The organism is Alsobacter sp. R-9, assembly GCF_054612375.1.
Map to the genome: position 1 here is coordinate 44,339 of NZ_JBTSWJ010000018.1, position 16,141 is coordinate 60,479.

Below are 16,141 nucleotides of genomic sequence, written 5' to 3' on the forward strand. Positions count from 1 at the left end.
GGTCCGTCACGCCTCGAAGGACGAGGGATCGTTCCGCCGGTCCTACCGGCCCGTGAGCCCGAGCGCCTTGTCGCGGGCGTGGTTGATGTGCCACGCGAGAGCCCCCACCGCGGCGTCCACGTCGCGGCGCTCCAGCGCCTCGAGGATGCGCATGTGCTCCTGCATCACGGGCACGACGATCTCGCGGTGGATGCGGATGTCCTGCTGGCGGATCAGGCGGATCTTGATGGCATTGACCTGATAGGCCTTGGCGACGATCTCGTTGCCCAGCCCTTCCACGAGATTGTCGTGGAAGCCCCAGTCGATGGCCTGCGCCTCGGCGATGAGCGCCGGCGTGACATCCTCCGTCGAGGCACGCTCCATGATCGAGCGGTGGCTGGCCAGCAGTTCGGCCACCAGCGCGTCGGAGGCGGTGGAGACGAACTGCGCCATCGCCTCCTTCTCGATGATCAGGCGGAACTGGAAGGCGTCGCGGATCAGCGGCACGTCGATGTGCGCGACCTGCATCCCCCGCTGCGGCACGGTGCGGATCAACCCCTCGGCCTCCAGCCGCGGGACGAGTTCCCGGATCGCGCCGAGCGGCAGGCCGGTCAGCTCCACGAGCTCGCGCTGGGAGACGAACTGGCCGGGCAGGATGTCGCGCGCGAGGAGATGCTGCTTGAAGGCGTCGTACGCCTTCTCCCGCAGCTTGAGGGGCTCGCCCTCGTCTCCCCGCCCGGCCATGGCTCCTCCTCAGGCGGCCTTCGCGCCCACGATCCGGTCCACGGCGGCACCCAGCGCGGCGGCGTCGGCCGCCGGCAGCGGATCGAGCGGCGGCCGCACCGTGAGCCAGGCCGGATCGCGGTGGACGTGGCCGACCATGGCCTTCACAGCCGGGATCACCGGATAGGCGCACAGCGCATCCACCACGGCGTCGATCCGCGGCTCCGAGCGCCCCTCGTGCGCCATGGGGCGCAGCAGGTGCGGCAGGAAGTTCGCGACGCCGCAGATCGTGCCCTGGCCGCCCTTGCGCACGGTCTCGGCCAGCTGGCGCTCGTCACCGACGAGGATGGCGAGGTCGGCGTGCGTGTCGAGCAGCTTCTGCGTGTTGGCCTGGTCGCCGGAGGAGTCCTTCACGCCGATGACGACGCCGGGATGGCTCTTGCGCAGCATCGAGATCAGGTTCGGGCTGATGTCGACCGCCGTCACCGAGGGGATGTGGTAGAGGATCACGTCCCGTGCGCGGGCGCCGAGGGCATCGAACAGCTTCGCATACCAGTGGTGGAGGCCCTCGTCCGAGACGCCCTTGAAGTAGAAGGGCGGAGCGACGAGCGTGCCGCGGCAGTTCACGTCGTAGGCGGCGCGGGCCTGCTCCAGCGCCTCGTGCACCGAGGCGGCGGCGACACCGGCCAGCATCTGGGTGCGGGCGTCAAGGCCGGCGCCCAGCATGGCGCCGAAGGCCTGGTTGCGGCCGGCGAGGCCGATCGACGCGCCCTCCCCCGTCGTGCCGAACAGCGTGACGCTGTCGCAGCCGTTGTCGAGGCACCAGCGGGCGTGGTTCGCCATCCGCTTGAAGTCGATGGCGCCACCGGCCGTGAGGGGCGTGGCCAGCGCGACGGAGAGGCCGAAGCGCTTGCGGGGTTCAGTCATGGCAGGGGCTCCGATGGGAAGGGAGGAACGGGGTCATGGCGTCAGCCGTCCTTCAGGCCGCCGGCCGACAGGCCCGCGACGATCTCGCGCTGGGCGATGACGGTGAGCAGCAGGACCGGCAGGGTGACCAGCAGCGCGGCGGCTGCGAGCGGGCCCCACGAGATCTGCTCGAAGGTCAGGACGTTGTAGATGGCCGAGGGCAGCGTGCGCGTGGACTTTCCGCCGAGCACCACCGAGAAGATGAAGTTGTTCCACGAGAAGATGAAGGCGAGGATCGCGCCCACCACCATGCCCGGCCGGGCCAGCGGCATGGCGATGTAGCGGAAGCCCTGCCACGGCGTCGCGCCGTCGACCAGCGCGGCGTCCTCGAGTTCCTGCGGGATGTTCTCGAAGTAGCCGATCATGATCCACACGATGATCGGGATGGTGATGACGAGGTGGGTGATCAGCAGCGCCGGGATGGTGCCGACGAGGCCGAGCCACTGGAACACCATGAACAGCGGGATCAGGTAGGACAGCGCCGGCGTCATGCGCGCGATCAGGATGAGGATCGCGAACTTCGCCGACTTCGACCGGGCGATGCCGTAGCCGGCTGGCACGCCGACGAGCAGCCCGACGAGCACCGCGCCGCCCGTCACCAGGATCGAGTTCCACAGGTAGAGCAGGAAGTTGTTGCGCGCGAACACCTCGACGTAGTTGGCGAGCGTCGGCGGGTTGGGGATGAACACCGGCGGCCACGCGGTGTTGTCGACCTCGTTCTTGAACGACAGCGACAGCATCCACAGGAACACGAGGATCGCCGGCGAGACGAGCGCGAAGACCGAGAGGGCAAAGCCGGTCTTCAGGGCCACGCGCTTGAGGGTAAGCGTGCTCATGAACGTCGTCCCGAGAGGTTGGTCGCGGTCCTGCGATCCTCCGGCAGACCGCTCAGGCCATATCGTCCTTCGTTGCCGCGGCGCCGGACGATCCCAAGGCTGTCAATCCCGACCCGCTGCGCAGGCCGCAGGGGATGACGGCGAGGGTGACGAAGATCCGCGGCCATCACGCGTTCCACTTCGACTTCTGCCGCGTGTAGAGCAGCAGGAGGGACAGGGCGACGATGATGCCGAAGAAGATGACGACGACGGCGGAGGCGTAGCCGATCTTGTAGAACTGGAACGCCTGCAGGTAGAGGAAGATGTTGAGCGTCTCCGACGCCGTGCCCGGCCCACCTTCCGAGATCACGAAGATGATGTCGAAGACCTTGAGCGCGTCGATCGTGCGGATGATCAGCGCGATCATGATGTAGGGCCACAGCAGCGGCAGGGTGATGTAACGGAACATGTGCCAGCTGTTGGCACCGTCGATCACCGCCGACTCGTAGGGCTCCTTCGGCAGGCCGGCGAGGCCGCCGAGAACGATGAGCATGACGAGCGGCGTCCAGTGCCAGACCTCGACCATGACGAGGGTCGGGATGACCGTCTCCGGGCTGAACACCCAGGCGCTCGGCGGGATGCCGAACAGGCTGAGGATGTAGTTCAGCACGCCGAGCTGCGGGTGGAACATCATCTTCCACACGAGCGAGACGGCGACCGGCGTCGCCATCATCGGCATCACGAAGATCGTGCGCAGCACGCCGCGCAGAGGGAACTCGCGGTGGAACACGAGCGCCGCCGCCGTGCCCAGCACGATGGGGATGACGACGGCCAGCACCGTGAAGACGAAGGTGATGCGGATCGAGTCGATGAAGCGCTCGTCGCGGATCAGGGTGCGGTAGTTCTCGAGGCCGACATACTCGGCCCCGCCGCCGACCTTCCAGTCCTGCACCGACATGACGACGGTGAAGAGCCAGGGGAAGACGATGACGGCGCAGACGATGACGGTCGCCGGGACGGCGAACACCCAGTACTTGCGCGAGAAGTCGTAGGGCTTCGCGGACGCGGCCGAGCGATCGACCGTGCGGCCGGCGACGTCCTGCGGCCTCGGGGCCTGGGCTGTGGCATTCGTCATCCGTGCACCCGGAACGAGGCGGGCCTCACGGCCCATGCGAGGGGGATCCCGGTCCCCGCGCGGGGACCGGGTCGTCATTCATGCGCGAGCGCGAGGCGGCGGCCGCAGCCGCCGCGCCGTCAGCCCTGCTCGGACTTCTCGAGGACCGGCTTGAAGGTCTCGGTGGCCTTCTTGAGCTCGGCGGCCGGATCGGCACCCGACAGGGTGTTGGTCAGCGCCACGCCGAAGATGTCGCGGAACTCGGTGACCGGGATGATCTGCGGCAGGCCGGGGCGCCCGATCTTGCCGGAGCCGGCCATGCAGTCGAAGTAGTCCTTCGCGAAGATGGACGACTTCGTGCCCTCCGGGTCGTTGAACGGCGACATGCGCGCGGGGGAGCCGGCGCCGGCCTTCAGCATGGCCAGCTGGTTCTTCTTGTTGACCATGAACTGGATGTAGAACCAGGCCGCGCCCTTCTTCTTCGACGCCTGGGCGATGCCCATGCCGTCGGCGAAGATCGCCGAGTGGTGCGCCTTCGGGCCGGGGGGCGTGATGCCGTAGCCGACCTTGCCGACGACCTTCGACTTGGTCGGGTCCTCGAGCGGCGTGGCGAAGCCGATGCCGTCCAGCCACATCGCCGCGCGGCCCTGCATGAAGGTCGTCTGGCACTCGTTCCAGTTGAAGCCGATGGTGCCGGGCGGCGCGTAGTCGCGGTTGAGCTTGCGATAGAGCTCGGCCGCCCAGATCGCCTCGGCGCCGTCCGTGTTGAGCTTGCCCGTGGCCGGGTCGATCGTCTCGAGGCCCTGGCCGAGCAGCCAGCTCGTCCACACCGGGATGTTGGCGTTCTTCAGGCCGCGGGAGACGAAGCCGGCGACCTGCTTGGACGGGTCGTTGAGCTTGGCCGCAGCCGTGATGATCTCGTCCATCGACTTCGGGTATTCGACACCCTTCGCCTGGAACATCTCCTTGTTGTAGTAGAGCATCCAGAAGTCGACGAAGTGGGGCAGCGTGTTCATCACGCCGTCGGCCTGCGTCGCGAAGGTGAGGCCCGCCTTGCCGAAGTCGGCGAAGTCGAAGTCGGGGCTCGTCATGTCGGGATTGTTGATGAGCGGACGCAGGTCTTCCGTCCACTTGCCCTTGTAGGACAGGCGCTTCTGCACGTGCAGGGCGAGCATCGTCACGTCGAAGGTCGGGCGACCCGAGGTGAACTCGATCATCGCCTTCTGGCGCTGCTGCTGCTCGGGGATCTGCTCGGAGGAGACCGTGATCCCCGTCAGCTCGAAGAACTCCTTCTCCGCCGCCTGCAGCAGATCGGAGCGCGGGTTCTTCACCAGCATGACGTCGATCTTCTCGCCGGAGAAGCGCTTCCAGTCGAACTTCGACTGCGCGTTGGCCGTGCGGACGATCGCCGGGGCGCCGATCACGCCGAGCGCGGACACGCCGGCACCTGCCTTCAGCAGCGTGCGGCGGGACACGTTGAATCGATTGAAACGGCCGTTGTTGTCGGTGTGGTCGGGCATGGTTCCTCCCCAGGAACGGTGTGGCGGTCGCGCTTCGCGCCCATCCCCGGTCGTTGCGGCCGGGGTGTCCTTGACGAATGCAGGGGCAGGCTAGCGCGCTCCGTCGCACCTTGCAACTGACATGTTAGCTGCATCGCAGCATGTACGCAGTGGGATGGGGACAGGAGGCAAAGGGGGACAAGGGGAAAGTGGAACAGCGGGATCCGGCAGCAGGGCGGGGTGGCCCACTGCCGACCGGAAGGACGAACGCCGGTTTCCGCGCCTCCCTTCGCCCCGCTCGCGGGGAGAAGGTGCCCTCCGCGACAGCGGAGGCGGATGAGGGGTCGTTGCCGCATTAGGCTGGAGGGCCCGGCCGGGCGCACCCTCATCCGGCGCGCGGGTGCGAGGGTGACCCACTCTCGCGAACCGATGGAGCACGGTGCGCCCCTCATCCGGCGGTCCGCGCCACCTTCTCCCCACGCGGTGGGGAGAAGGGCGCCGCGCCATCGCGGGTTGCTTCCCGACTCAGCCCTGCCAGGCGCGGCCCTGGCCGCCGCCGCGGCGACCATTCGCGCGGTTGCCGCCGCCCTTGCCGGGGCGGTTGCGGTCGCCGAAGCGGGCGCGCTCGGCTTCGCTCGGCGCCGTTCCGGCCTTGTCGCGGCCGGCAGGCTTGCCCTGGCCCATGCGGCCGCCGGGGTTGGCGTTGGCCCTGGCCGGAAGTCCTGCCGGAGGCGCCGCGCTGCGCGGCGCTGACTGCGCGGGGCGCTGGCCACCCTGCCGGTGTCCACCCTGCGGCTCGGCGCGGGCGCCGTCGCGCGGGGCGGCGCGATGGTCGGAGCGGGCTTCGGACCGCGGTCCCCTGCCCTGCCCCTCGGCGCGGCGCTGGCCATCGCGAGGGCCGCGGTGGTTGTCGCGACCACGTCCGCCGCCGCGGTGCTGGCGCTCCTCGGGGGCGGGGCGCGGCGCGTCGGCGACCATCGGCAGGTCGTCGGGCGCGGGCACGACCGGCACCTTCAGGCGGGTGAGGCGCTCGATGTCGCGCAGGAACGCCCGCTCCTCGCTGTCGCAGAAGGAGATGGCGATGCCGGCGGCGCCGGCCCGAGCCGTCCGGCCGATGCGGTGGACGTAACTCTCCGGCACGTTGGGTAGGTCGAAGTTGATGACGTGCGTCACGCCGTCGACGTCGATGCCGCGCGCGGCGATGTCGGTGGCCACCAGCAGGCGGCTGTGGCCGTCGCGGAAGTCGGCCAGCGCCTTCTCGCGCTGCGGTTGCGACTTGTTGCCGTGGATGGCCGCCGCCGGGATGCCGGAGGCGGCAAGGCGCCGCACGACGCGGTCCGCGCCGTGCTTGGTGCGGGTGAAGACGAGCGCGCGCGCGATGGAACGGTCGTCCAGCAGCTTCGTCAGCAGCGCCTGCTTGCGGGCCGTGTCGATGAAGATGACCCGCTGGTCGATGCGCTCGGCGGTGGTGGCGACCGGCGCCACCGACACCTTGGCCGGATCGGTCAGGAAACGGTCGGCGAGGTCGGCGATGTCCTTCGGCATGGTGGCCGAGAAGAACAGGCTCTGCCGCTTCTTCGGCAGCATCGCGACCAGCTTGCGGATGTCATGGATGAAGCCCATGTCGAGCATCTGGTCGGCCTCGTCGAGGACGATCACCTCGACGTCGTTCAGCGTCACGGCGCGCTGGTTGACGAGGTCGAGCAGCCGGCCCGGCGTGGCCACGAGCACGTCGACGCCGTTCGCCATCTCGCGGATCTGCTTGCCGATCTTCACGCCGCCGAAGATCACGGCGACGCTCAGGCGCATGTTGCGGCCATAGGCGGTGAAGCTCTCGGCGATCTGGCTGGCGAGCTCGCGGGTCGGGCTCAGCACCAGCGCACGGCAGCCGCGGCGCGGCGTCTGGCGGCGGTCGGCATCGAGGCGGTGGAGGATCGGCAGCGCGAAGGCGGCCGTCTTGCCGGTGCCAGTCTGGGCGACGCCCAGCAGGTCGCGACCGGTCATGACGTGGGGGATCGCCTTCGCCTGGATCGGCGTCGGCGTGACATAGTTCTCGGTCGCAAGCGCCTTCAGGATCGGCGCGGCAAGGCCGAGTGACGAAAAGTCGGTCAAGGTCGTTCTTTCTGTTGAGGAAGGTCGCACGCAGGCGCACGACGTCCGCGAGCGGAGATTTCCGCTCCGTGGGGACGCCCCGCGCGACGAGGGATGTCGGTTTCGATCGGGCGCTGAGGCCCAGTGTCCGCGGCAGGCCGGACCATTCACGGTCCCGTCACGCCTCCTCGATGCCACGGACGTGCGATGCGCGGACCATGCGCTTTCGCAAGTGCGAAGTCAATGCCGGCGTGTACGGCGGGATCTAGCGGACGACCCGGCCCTGCGCGGCCGCGACCTCGTGCGCGGGTCCGGTGGGATCGGCGGCGGCGAGGCGGATAGCGGTGAAGCCGAGGAGCACGACGGTCGCCACGACCAGCGTTCCTTCGACGACCGTGAGCCAGAGCGAGCCCCGACCCGGCACGACGACAGACTTGGTACCCAACATCATCAACGCGCCGGTTGACGTCGCAGTGTCACGACGGGGCCAACGTGTCAAAATCGTGAAATTTGTCAAGTTCGCGGTTACGCGCCGGAGGCCTGCAGCAGCCTCACGCCTTCGGGCGGAAGCTCTTGCAGACGCCGGGGTTCGTTTCGAACCGATCGCCGCCGATGAGGTCGATGCAGTAGGGCACGGCCGGGAAGACGGCGTCGAGACAGGTGCGGATCGCGGACGGCTTGCCCGGCAGGTTGATCAGAAGCGCCCGCCCCCGGGTTCCCGCGATCTGGCGCGACAGGATCGCCGTGGGGACCTCGCGCAGGCTGGCCGTGCGCATCAGCTCGCCGAAACCGGGCAGCAGGCGCTCGCATACCGCCTCGGTCGCCTCCGGCGTCACGTCGCGCGGCGCCGGCCCCGTGCCACCCGTGGTGAGCACGAGGCAGCAGCCCTCCCTGTCCACGAGATCGACCAGCGCGGCCTCGATGGCCGGCCTCTCGTCCGGAACGATGCGCGCCACCGGACGCCACGGCGTCGACAGGATGTCGGTGAGCGCCGCCACGATCCCCGGCCCGCCCTTGTCCTCGTACTCGCCGCGGCTGGCGCGGTCCGAGACGGTCAGCACGCCGACGGGGAGGATCGGCTGGGGGTCGGCCATGGCTGAACTCCTGCGGGCTGGAACTGGCTGGCGGTTCGTCGATGCGGTGAGGTTGTGTGACGCCGGGCCGCGACTTTCAAGACGGGTGGAACCCCTCGGCACAGAAGGCGTTGGTCACCGCGAAACTTGTCGAGCCGGAACTTAGCCGAATTGCACCAGCGCGCTACCGGAGATGAAGGCTGTCCTTGCCGCACGGCGGCAGGCAGCAGATGTGGGGTTCCGACCTTACGTATTCCGACCGATTAAACTCCGTGGCCACCCTCCATAGTTGAGGTGTAACACGAGCATTCGTGATACTCGTCCTGAGGGGCGAGATTCCGATCAAGCAGGCAATCAGCGAGGCGATGGCGGTGCGAAGCGCAGACGCGGCAGCAATCAGGGATCTGCCCTTGTTCCGGGGCATGGCGGACGACCGGTTCGACGCACTCGTGCAACCGGCCTTCCTGCAGCGGTTCCCGCCTCATGTCGTGCTGTTCGAGCGCGGCCAGACTCCGGACTTCCTCTACGTCGTGCTCGAGGGGGCGATCGAGCTGTTCGCCCGCCACGCGGACCGCGAGACGACCATTGCGGTGCTGAGGCCGATCTCGACGTTCATCCTCGCCGCCGTGATCAAGCGCCAGCCGGTGCTCACGTCCGGCCGCACGCTCGATCCCTCGCGCGTGCTCATGATCCCGACCGACGTCGTGCTCCGGGCCCTGTCCGATGACGCCGCCTTCGCCTCGGCCATCGCCTGCGAGCTGGCGGACGCCTACCGCTCGGTGGTTCAGGAACTGAAGAGCCAGAAGCTGCGCACCAGCGTCGAGCGCCTGGCCAACTGGATCATCCGCGAGAACACCTTCACCGGCGGCGAGGGGCAGTTCGACATCCCCTTCGACAAGCGCACGCTCGCATCGCGGCTGGGCATGACGCCGGAGAATCTCTCGCGCAACTTCGCGACGCTGACGCGCCACGGGGTCGAGGTGCACGGACGCACGATCCGCATCACCGACAAGCCGGCGCTCGAACGCCTCGCCATGCCTGACCCTCTGATCGACGAGGTCACGACGGACGCCTGAGGCGCCGCCCGTGGGCCGGCCTCGCCCGGGGCGGGCGCCGGCATGACACGGCATCAGCCTGAGACAGCTTCAGCCTGACGTTCTCTTCCCCCGGCCGGCTTCACCGCCCGCCGGGGAATGCGTTGTCCCGACCGGCGGACCTTCAGGCGTGGGCGCCCTTGGCCGGCACGGGAGCCTCGGGTTTCTTGCGTCGCCCGAGTGACGCGAGCCGGCTGCACAGTACGTAGAACGTGGGCGTGAACAGCAGGCCGAAGCCGGTCACCCCGAGCATGCCGAAGAACACCGCCGTGCCGATGGCCTGCCGCATCTCGGCGCCGGCGCCCTTGGCGATCACCAGCGGCACGACGCCGAGGATGAAGGCGAGCGACGTCATCACGATCGGCCGCAGGCGCAGCTTCGCCGCCTGCGTCGCCGCCTCGCGCGCGTCGAGGCCCTTGTCCTCCAGCTGCCGCGCGAACTCGACGATCAGGATGGCGTTCTTGGCCGCGAGGCCTATGAGAACCACGAAGCCCACCTGCGTCAGGACGTTGACGTCCAGCCCCCGGAACGTGACGCCGGCGACGCCCGCGAGCAGGCACATCGGCACGATGAGGATGACGGCCAGGGGCAGCGTCAGGCTCTCGTACTGGGCGGCCAGTACCAGGAACACGAACACCACGCCGAGCACGAAGACGTAGAGGCCCGTGTCGCCCGCCTTCTGCTGCTGCCACGCGATGCCGGTCCACTCGAAGCCCATGCCTGGCGGCAGCACCTCGCGCGCGATGCCCTCCAGCGCCTTCATCGTCTGGCCCGACGAGTAGCCCTGCGGCGTCGACGCGTCGAACTCCGCCGCGGGGTAGAGGTTGTAGCGCGGCACGCGCGCCGGCCCGGCCGTCTCGCGCAGCTGCGCGAAGGAGGCGAAGGGAACGGCATCGCCGTTCTGGTTGCGCACCCTGAGGCGCAGGATGCCGGAGGCGTCATTGCGGAAGCCTCCGTCGGCCTGCGCCGTCACGCGGAACGTCTTGCCGAGGAAATTGAAGTCGTTGACGTAGGCCGAGCCGAGATAGATCTCGAGCGTGCGGAAAGCCTCGGTCAGGTTGACGCCGAGCATCTGCGCCTTGACGCGGTCGATGTCGAGATAGATCTGCGGCGTCCGCGTCTCGAAGGTGAAGAAGGGTCGCTCGATGCCGGGCGTCTGGGCGGCGCGGGCCGCCATCGCCTGCAGGGCGTCGCCGAGGGCGGCGGAACCGAGGCCGGCTCGATCCTGGATCATCATGCGGACGCCGCCGGCATTGCCGACGCCCTGCACGGGCGGCGGGGCGATGGGGATGATGAAGGCCTCCTGGATCGGCGCCAGCCGCTGGAAGAGCATGCCGAGGATGCGCTGCTGCGTCAGGCCCTTGTCGGGCAGCGTGGCGATGTCCTCGGTGCGTGCGAAGATGGCGGCCGCATTGGGCGCGCTGGTGAAGGTCGCGCCCGAGAAGCCGACAATGCCGACCGCGTTGTCGAAGCCCGGCGTGCCGAGGATGATGTCGGTCGCCCGCTTCACCACCTCGTCGGTGCGGGTGATGGTGGACCCCGGCGGCAGCTGGATGGCGACGATGTAGAAGCCGCGCTCCTGCTGCGGGATGAAGCCGCGCGGCGCCTTCATGAACAGGTCGACGGTGAGGCCGACGAGGCCTGCATAGGCCAGCAGCACGACGATGCCGATGCGCACGAGGCGGCCGGTGAGCCAGCCGTAGCCCGCCGCGATGCCGTCGAACGTCCAGTTGAAGGCGCGGAAGAAGGCGCGCATCGGCCAGCCGAGCACGCGCGACGCCAGCGAGCGCTGAGCGTCCTTCACGTGCGGCTTCAGCAGCAGTGCACAGAGTGCCGGCGACAGCGTCAGCGAGTTGAATGCCGAGATCACCGTCGCTGCGGCGATGGTAAGCGCGAACTGGCGGAAGAACTGGCCGGTGATGCCGGTGAGGAACGCCACCGGGATGAACACCGCCGACAGCACCAGCGCGATGGCGATGAGTGCCGAGCCGACCTCGTCCATCGTCCGCTTCGTCGCCTCGACCGGGGAGAGGCCGGCCGCGAGGTTGCGCTCGACGTTCTCCACCACGACGATGGCGTCGTCGACGACGATGCCGATGGCCAGCACCAGCCCGAACAGCGTCAGGTTGTTCAACGAGAAGCCGACGGCATCCATCACCGCGAAGGTGCCGATCAGCGACACCGGGATCGCCAGGATCGGGATGAGCGCGGCGCGCCAGCTCTGCAGGAAGAGCAGGATGACGAGGACGACGAGGACCACGGCCTCGACGATGGTGCGGTACACCGCGTCCACCGACTCCTGGATGATCTTCGTCGGGTTGTAGATGATCGCGTAGTCCACCCCCGCCGGGATGTCGGCTGCGATCTCGCGCATCGCCGCCTGCACGGCGGCCTCGGTCCTGAGCGCGTTGGAGCCGGGCTTCTGGAAGATGCCCATGCCGACCGCCTCGTCGCGGCCGAGATAGGAGTTCGTCGAATAGTCCTGTGCCGCGAGATCGACGCGCGCGATGTCGCGCAGCCGCGTGGTGCGGCCGTCACGATCCGTCTTCACGACGATGCCGGAGAACTCCTCGGGATTGGCGAGGCGTCCCTGCGTGCGCACCGCCACCTGGAAGGCGCCCGTGGTGGCGACCGGCGGCTGGTTGATGATGCCGGAGGCAACCTGCACGTTCTGGCGCTGCAGCGCGCCGACGACGTCGGAGGCCGTCATGTTGCGCGCCGCCAACCGGTCCGGGTCGAGCCAGATGCGCATGGCGTAGTCGCGGCTGCCGAACACCTGGATGGAGCCGACGCCGTCGACGCGCAGCAGGCGGTCGCGGATCTCGATGTTGGCGTAGTTCGACAGCCACAGGCTGTCGCGCGACTTGTCGGGCGACAGCACGTTGATGACCATCATCAGGTCGGGCGAGTTCTTGCGCACCGTGACGCCGAGGCGGCGTACTTCCTCCGGCAGGCGCGGCTCGGCCACGCGCACGCGGTTCTGCACCTCGACCTGCGCCTGGTCGAGGTCGGTGCCGAGCGCGAACGTCACCGAGATCGACATGCGGCCGTCCTCGGTGGAGTTCGAGGACAGGTAGATGGCGCCGTCGACTCCGTTGATCTCCTGCTCGATCGGCGCCGCCACCGTCGCGGCCACGACCTCGGCGCTGGCGCCGGGATACGTGGCACTCACCGTGATCGTGGGCGGGGAAATCTCGGGATATTGGGAGACCGGCAGCCGCAGGTAGGCGACGCCGCCGATGATCATCAGCGCGATCGAGAGCACCGAGGCGAAGATCGGCCGCTCGACGAAGAAGTGGGTGAACTTCATCGCGGGCGCCTTCAGGAGCGGGGCTGCGAGGCGGAGGGCGCCTGGCCGACCGGGGCGCCGGGAGCCGCGGGCGGCGCGCCGGCCGGCACCGGGTTCACCTTGGCGCCGGGCCGGGCCTTCATCAGGCCGTTGACGATGACCATGTCGTCGGGCTTGAGGCCGCTGCGCACCACGCGCATGCCGTCGAAGGCGGGGCCGAGCGTCACCGGGCGCGGAGCCACCGTGTTGTCCGGGGTCACCGTGAGCACCATCTTGCGCGACTGGTCGGAGACGACCGCGACCTCCGGGATCAGCAGCGCCTCGTAGGGCTGCGACGCCGCCATGCGGATTCGGCCGAACATGCCGGGCGTGAAGAGGTCCGACGCGTTCTCGAAGCGGGCTCGCATGCGGATGGTGCCGGACGACTGGTCGAGCACGTTGTCGACGAACTCCACCACGCCCTGGTGCGTGAAGGTGTCCTCGTCAAGCAGCTTGAGCTCGACCGGCAGGCCGTCGCGGTTCTTGCCGGCGCTGCGCTGCAGGCGCGCGAAGCGCAGGTGCGTGGCCTCGTCCATCGTGAACTCGAAGAAGATCGGGTCGAGGGAGACGATGGTGGCGAGCAGCGTCGTGTTGCCCTGCGTTCCGCCGGTGACGAGGTTGCCCGGCGCGACGCGACGATCGCCGATGCGGCCGGTGACGGGGGCGCGCAGCTCGGTGAACTCGAGATCGAGCTGGGCGCGGCGCAGCGCTGCCTCCGCCGCCTCCAGCTGGGCGTCGGCGTCGCGCTTGGCGGCGACGCGCTGGTCGTAGACCTGCTCGGAGATGCTGCGGTCCTTGATCAGCCGCTCGGAGCGGGAGAGGTCGGCCGCCGCGGAATCGAGGCGGGCGTGGGCGCGGGCGATATCGGCCTGCGCCTGGTCCAGCGTCGCCTCGTAGGGCCGCTTGTCGATGACGAAGAGCAGGTCGCCCTTGTTGACGCGCTGCCCGTCCCGGAAGTTGACGCTGCCGAGATAGCCCGACACGCGGGCGCGCATCTCGACCGTGTCCGTGGCGACGAAGCGGCCGACATACTCCTCGCGCTCGGTCACGGTCCGCACCTCGGGCTTCGCCACCGTGACCGTGGCGGGCGGGGGCGGCGGCGGGGCGGGCCTGGCCTGCTGCTCGGGCGTGCAGGCGGCCAGACCGGCCGCCAGGACGGCGCCGAGGGCCACGGCCGATAGGAGGGCCGACGCGGTGGAGCGGGCTGCAGGCATGACGTGCACCTTTTTCGGATGGCGGCCGTCGCAAGCGGCGACGATGCCGGGCGGGACCATAGGCCGAAGCCTCGCCTTGTCCAGTGACGGCGATGCAACAAGCGCGCCGCAACCGGTTGCAGGGCCGTGAAATGCGGTCACGGTTGCGTCAGCCGCATGGCGCGCGCCCTCTCCGCGACCTTGCTCGACGAAGCCGTTGCCTGTCGAATGACGCCATCCCCCGGCGGAAGGACATCGCGCTTGACGACGCTGGAGCACGGCAGGACCACCCCGGCGTGGGTATGGCCGCTCGCTGCAACCCTGGCCATGCAAACCGCCGGCGCCTTCCTCGGGCGGCTCGTGCCCACGATCGCGCCGGTGCTGACGGCCGCGACGGGCCTGCCGGAGGAATCGACGGGCTACTTCGCCGCGCTGAGCACCGTCGGTTCGATGGCGTTCCTGATGATCGGGCATCCGCTGATCCGCCGCTACGGACCCATCCGCACGCTGCAGGCGGGCCTGCTGCTCGGGGGCGTCGGGCTCGTCATGCTGGCGGGGCCCCATTGGGGATGGGTGCTGCTCGCCAATGTCGTGCTCGGCCTCGGCTATGGCCCCTCGGCGCCGGCCGGCAGCGACATCCTGCTGCGCCACGCCCCCGCCGCGCACCGCACGCTCATCTTCTCGCTGAAGCAGGCGGGCGTGCCGATCGCCGGAGTGCTGGCCGGCCTCATCCTGCCGTGGATGGTGGAACGCATGGACTGGCGCGTCGCGCTGGTGCTCGTCTCCATCCTGCCGCTCGCCACCGCGCTGGCGGTGCAACCGGTGCGGGCCCAGGTGGACTCGGACCGCGACCCCACGCAGCCCGTCAACGCCGGGCACCTGTTCTCGGCGGAGACGATGCTGGGGCCGCTGCGCAACACGCTGGCCTCGCCGGTGCTGCGCCGGCTGACGCTGGCCGGCTGCTGCTTCGCCATCGGGCAGGGCACCGTCGTCGCCTTCCTCGTCACGTACCTCGTGCACCGCGTCGGCCTCGACCTCGTCGCGGCCGGCTTCGTCTTCGCCGTGCTGCAGGCGACGGGAATCGTGGGCCGGGTGGCGCTGGGCTGGCTCTCCGACCGCTGGGGCTCGGGCCTGCGGACCATGCTCGTCAACGCGCTGGCCGCGAGCCTGACACTGGTCCTCCTCGCCGCCACCGGCCCGGGCTGGAGCGTGGCCGAATTGGCGGTCCTCGCCGGCGTCGCGGGCGTCACGGTGACCAGCTGGAACGGCGTCCACCTCGCCGAGATTGCGCGCCTCGCGCCGCACGGGCGGGTCAGCGAGGCGACGGCGGGGGCGACGCTGGTCACCTTCGCCGGCTACGTGATCGGCCCGGCCGGTTACGCGGCGGTGCTGGCGGCAACCGACAGCTACGCCTTCACCAACCTCATCGTCGCCGCGCTCCTGCTGGCGGGCTTCGGCGCCCTGTGGGGCCTCGCCGACCGCGCGCCCTGAGGCGCTCAGCCCACCTTGTCGGCAAGGAACTCCAGCGTGCGGGCGCGGGCGAGGTCCGCGGCCGGCTGGTTGAAGGAACCACGGGCGTCGCAGTTGAAGCCGTGGTCGGCGTCGTAGACGAACACCCCGAGGTGCGGATAGGCCTGCCGGATCCTGTCCACGTCGGTGAGCGGGATGTGCTTGTCCAGTGCGCCGAAGTGCATGATCGTCGGCGCGTGCGGCACCTCGCCGAGCAGGCCGGCGATGCCGCCGCCGTAGTAGCACACCGCCGCCGCCACGCCCGCGAGCCGCGCCGACGCGGCATAGGCCAGCGTGCCGCCCCAGCAGTAGCCGACGACGCCGACCTTGCCGGCGGAGGCCGCCTCGCACATCGCCGCGTGCGTGTCGGCGAGGGCGCCATCCATCGTGGTGCGGGCGCGGATCGCCGCCCCGGCCGTGACGTCCTCGGGCGTGTAGCCGAGCTCGATGCCCGGCTCAACGCGGTCGAACAGGGCCGGCGCCACGGCGAGGTAGCCCTCGGCTGCGAAGCGGTCGGCGACGCTGCGGATGTGCGGGTTCAGGCCGAAGATCTCCTGCAGGACGACGATCCCGCCCCGGGGCTTGCCGGCCGGCGCGGCCCGGTAGGCTGACAGGGTGAACCCGTCCTTTGCGGTCAGGCGGATGGTCTCGCCGGTGATGTTGGCCATGGTGCGCTCCTGTCCCGAGGGGGCGCACAGATTTAGCCCGCGCGCGCCGCGCAGCCAAGCGACGACATCGCGGCGGGAACCCTCGCCCT

13 protein-coding genes are annotated in these 16,141 nt (G+C 69.6%); 2 read left to right on the forward strand and 11 right to left on the reverse strand.

Annotated features, from left to right (window positions below):
• Positions 1–42: 42 nt before the first annotated feature.
• From ACX9GQ_RS22510 to mog, 8 genes are all read right to left on the reverse strand, one after another.
• Positions 43–723: a GntR family transcriptional regulator gene (locus ACX9GQ_RS22510; protein ID WP_459631849.1), complete on the reverse strand. Its 681-nt coding sequence runs from the start codon at positions 721–723 to the stop codon at positions 43–45.
• A 9-nt stretch (positions 724–732) separates the two neighbouring features.
• Positions 733–1,629 (reverse strand): dihydrodipicolinate synthase family protein, encoded by an 897-nt coding sequence (locus tag ACX9GQ_RS22515; protein WP_459631850.1) that lies wholly within the window; start codon positions 1,627–1,629, stop codon positions 733–735.
• Between the two features lie 41 nt (positions 1,630–1,670).
• The gene (locus ACX9GQ_RS22520) at positions 1,671–2,504 is read right to left on the reverse strand and encodes a carbohydrate ABC transporter permease (protein ID WP_459631851.1); all 834 of its coding nucleotides are present in this window, start codon (positions 2,502–2,504) and stop codon (positions 1,671–1,673) included.
• 166 nt (positions 2,505–2,670) lie between these two features.
• Positions 2,671–3,618: a carbohydrate ABC transporter permease gene (locus ACX9GQ_RS22525; protein WP_459631852.1), complete on the reverse strand. Its 948-nt coding sequence runs from the start codon at positions 3,616–3,618 to the stop codon at positions 2,671–2,673.
• A 119-nt stretch (positions 3,619–3,737) separates the two neighbouring features.
• Positions 3,738–5,117 carry a substrate-binding domain-containing protein gene (locus ACX9GQ_RS22530; RefSeq protein WP_459631853.1) on the reverse strand — a complete coding sequence of 460 codons (1,380 nt, stop codon included), beginning with the start codon at positions 5,115–5,117 and terminating at the stop codon, positions 3,738–3,740.
• Positions 5,118–5,621: 504 nt separating this feature from the next.
• On the reverse strand, positions 5,622–7,208 hold the full coding sequence (locus tag ACX9GQ_RS22535) for a DEAD/DEAH box helicase (RefSeq protein ID WP_459631854.1): 1,587 nt from the start codon (positions 7,206–7,208) through the stop codon (positions 5,622–5,624).
• Positions 7,209–7,452: 244 nt separating this feature from the next.
• The gene (locus ACX9GQ_RS22540; protein ID WP_459631855.1) at positions 7,453–7,638 is read right to left on the reverse strand and encodes a hypothetical protein; all 186 of its coding nucleotides are present in this window, start codon (positions 7,636–7,638) and stop codon (positions 7,453–7,455) included.
• Between the two features lie 100 nt (positions 7,639–7,738).
• Complete coding sequence (gene mog, locus ACX9GQ_RS22545; protein WP_459631856.1) at positions 7,739–8,281, reverse strand: molybdopterin adenylyltransferase; 543 nt, start codon at positions 8,279–8,281, stop codon at positions 7,739–7,741.
• 290 nt (positions 8,282–8,571) lie between these two features.
• Between mog and ACX9GQ_RS22550 the strand changes: the two genes are divergently transcribed.
• Positions 8,572–9,336 (forward strand): cyclic nucleotide-binding domain-containing protein, encoded by a 765-nt coding sequence (locus tag ACX9GQ_RS22550; RefSeq protein WP_459631857.1) that lies wholly within the window; start codon positions 8,572–8,574, stop codon positions 9,334–9,336.
• A 142-nt stretch (positions 9,337–9,478) separates the two neighbouring features.
• Here ACX9GQ_RS22550 and ACX9GQ_RS22555 read toward each other — a convergent pair whose 3' ends face one another.
• A complete protein-coding gene (locus tag ACX9GQ_RS22555; protein ID WP_459631858.1) occupies positions 9,479–12,664 on the reverse strand; it encodes an efflux RND transporter permease subunit in 3,186 nt (1,061 codons plus the stop codon).
• 11 nt (positions 12,665–12,675) lie between these two features.
• Positions 12,676–13,896: an efflux RND transporter periplasmic adaptor subunit gene (locus ACX9GQ_RS22560; protein WP_459631859.1), complete on the reverse strand. Its 1,221-nt coding sequence runs from the start codon at positions 13,894–13,896 to the stop codon at positions 12,676–12,678.
• 240 nt (positions 13,897–14,136) lie between these two features.
• Between ACX9GQ_RS22560 and ACX9GQ_RS22565 the strand changes: the two genes are divergently transcribed.
• Positions 14,137–15,366: an MFS transporter gene (locus tag ACX9GQ_RS22565; protein ID WP_459631860.1), complete on the forward strand. Its 1,230-nt coding sequence runs from the start codon at positions 14,137–14,139 to the stop codon at positions 15,364–15,366.
• 5 nt (positions 15,367–15,371) lie between these two features.
• On the opposite strand, the gene ACX9GQ_RS22570 is transcribed toward ACX9GQ_RS22565, so the two are convergent.
• Complete coding sequence (locus tag ACX9GQ_RS22570) at positions 15,372–16,052, reverse strand: dienelactone hydrolase family protein (RefSeq protein ID WP_459631861.1); 681 nt, start codon at positions 16,050–16,052, stop codon at positions 15,372–15,374.
• Positions 16,053–16,141: the final 89 nt, after the last annotated feature.